The following is a 2662-nucleotide window of genomic DNA, read 5'->3' on the forward strand; positions in this document are numbered from 1 at the left end:
CGGTTCCAATATTCATATATATTGACAGGGGAGAAAAGCGAATACTCTTCGAACAGGATATCCGCGGCCCATTCCTGCTCAGCTTTGGGTTTGACGTTGAAGAATGAAAAAAATCTATGAAAAAGCTACTTGATCTTGAGGCCGATATACTTTGCGAGGGACACTTCGGCATTTATCGATCAGAAGGTAGTGTGGGAAAATATATCAAGAGTTATTTGCGAAGCTATTGGGTGAAAATTTCATATGAAGATATATTGTTTGTCTTATTTTTATGCGGGATATAGGGTACAGATTTTTTGCAGGGTATGATTTCTTAAATCGACGCCTAAACCGATATGTGATAAGTCATTTTTTCTATGGACTCCCTTTTCCATTTTGTTCCATTTCCACGAATTTTCAAAAAGCAAAGATGAATATCCCTCGAAACACTTGAGATTGGAAGTCGTCAAAGCAAAATACTTACCTGCACTGTTTAAAATTTCCGTTTCTCCCACATGGGCACCCAATTGACAAGGTACATCTCTGGATTGTGCAAACTCAGCGATTTCTTTGGATTTTAATAAACCACCGCATTTAGATATTTTTATATTTAGGATATCGCATGCACCACTGTTGATTAATTTTTTTGCATCAGATAAACTGCACATCGATTCATCAGCAATGACTGGTATTTTTGTGGTATCTCTAACCGCTTGTAAGCCTTCAATATCACCTTTGGCAACGGGTTGTTCGACTGCTGATATGTCAAATCTCTTCAACTTCTCAATAGTGGAAATAGCCTGTTGTCTTGTCCACCTTCCATTGGCCTCTATGCGAATTTCGATATCAATTCCGAATATAGACCTGATAAAGCTTAGCCTCTCGATAGTGTCGTTTTCGTCATCATTTAATAAAACCTTAAGAGAACCAAATTCGAGTTCCTTAAAATAGTGGTGGAGCTTTTGGATTACAGGAAAAGGCAGAAGAGGAACGGCAAGGGAATAAGGTGTCTCGTTTCTTATAATGGGACCCAGGAAGTGATGTGTTGGTATAGTGTGAAATTTTCCCAAGGCATCAAGTAACGCAATATCGATAGCCCCTAAAGCGGAATTATAAGCCAGTATATTATGATCGAAACATTTGTTTTCCAAGGCAGATAAAGTATTTTCAATATCTTCGATTGAATTTATTTCCTGACAAAATAGAATTTCTGAGAAGTGATTTTGAATCATTTGGCTGACAGTTGAACGGGTTTCTCCTGTGACATATAATCTTGGCGCACTTTCTCCATATCCTGAAATACCATTGTCGAATTGAAGTTGAACTACTATGGATTCAGCCTTCAATCTAAGAGTATGGGGGGAATGAAATCCAAACTTGAAAGGGGTATTGCATTCAAAAAGATTTATCCTTATTATTCTCATATTTAAAAATTACCTTGACCATTCAGCCTGTTCATTAACATCACTTCTCGATAACCCCAGCTCATTTAAAAAAACGTTTAAAATATCAGGTTCTTCTGTCTGCTCAAGGGACATTTTTTCAATTGCCTCTTCACGAGTCATCAAACCTTCACGGATCATAATGCTGTTTTTTATAGTTTCTTGGGTTAAACCGTACTTTTTGAATTTCAAATATTCTTTTATGGGAAAAAGCCTGCAGTCGAAGTGACTACCATGTGTATCTGTAGGTTGCTGCCAACCAAAGGCTTCGTTTAAAACTTTAGACATCTTACTTAAATCCCACGATACATAATCTGGCAATTGAATCATATTCATGGCGTAATTCCCTAATTCCTGGTGTTCTTTGGTACCAATTTGTGCCTGTCTTGGATCAGTTAGAGACATATAATTATGAACTATTTCCTCTTCAATAAATGGTTGAGATATCAGCTCTTCAAATAACTCTGAGCTTAGATTATTAAAAAAATACTGCATTGATGTGACTGAAATTCCTGGCTGGTATTCATATTTTTTTGACCACCCCCCTATGCCAAGAGGGGAAAACCCAAGTAACCTTTTCTGATTCCAGCAAAAACTTGCCATAAGGAGATAGCCCATGTTATTACAAACCGAACAGAACTCGCCATGCTCTCTCAAAAAATGAGAATATAATTTCTTTAGAAAAGCTTGCTCTGGTCTGATTGTTATTAAATCAATCTTTAATTTATCAACCAATTCCGTCATATTATTGATTCCATATTCAGTATCGTATCCATTATCGAAATGGATTCCCAATATCTTCAGGTCATATTCTTTCCGAAGATAATAAGCTACATAGCTACTGTCCTTGCCTCCGCTTAAGCCGACAATAGCATCGTATTTACCTTTGTCTCTATAAGAATGAACGATTTTATCCAGTTTATGTTTGAGTTCCTTTTCAGAGAAACTGTTTTCTTGTACTGGCAACATACAAAAATTGCAGACACCCTCCTCATTAAATTGGATGCCAGGGTAAGTAGCAGGAAGGATGCATTTTTTGCATCTAACAATGTTTTCATACATTTAAAACTCCTTAAAAAATATTTGTGTAAATTTATAGTATCCTTCAATTATTATCCAGGACCCTTCTTACCTCTTTTACCAAAGTGGGTAATTGCATCGGCTTACTTATAAACCCCGCGGCGCCGCAGTTTAATGTGTCTTGCGCCGTAACGCTTGCCGTATAGCCACTTGTGATAATA

At 37.0% G+C, this 2662-nt stretch carries 2 protein-coding genes; both read right to left on the minus strand.

The genetic code is table 11. The annotated features are described in order from the left end of the window. Window positions 1-269 precede the first annotated feature (269 nt). The gene (locus J7K93_06085) at window positions 270-1403 is read right to left on the minus strand and encodes a hypothetical protein (GenBank protein ID MCD6116563.1); all 1134 of its coding nucleotides are present in this window, start codon (window positions 1401-1403) and stop codon (window positions 270-272) included. 9 nt (window positions 1404-1412) lie between these two features. Beyond that, complete coding sequence (locus J7K93_06090; GenBank protein MCD6116564.1) at window positions 1413-2483, minus strand: hypothetical protein; 1071 nt, start codon at window positions 2481-2483, stop codon at window positions 1413-1415. Window positions 2484-2662 lie beyond the last annotated feature (179 nt).

It is taken from the genome of bacterium (assembly GCA_021158245.1).
Classification (GTDB): domain Bacteria; phylum Zhuqueibacterota; class QNDG01; order QNDG01; family QNDG01; genus QNDG01.

Bases quoted from the DNA above. Each gene is read 5' to 3' on its own strand.
- J7K93_06085 (MCD6116563.1), bottom strand. From the start codon at position 1,403: ATGAGAATAATAAGGATAAATCTTTTTGAATGCAATACCCCTTTCAAG.
- J7K93_06090 (MCD6116564.1), bottom strand. From the start codon at position 2,483: ATGTATGAAAACATTGTTAGATGCAAAAAATGCATCCTTCCTGCTACT.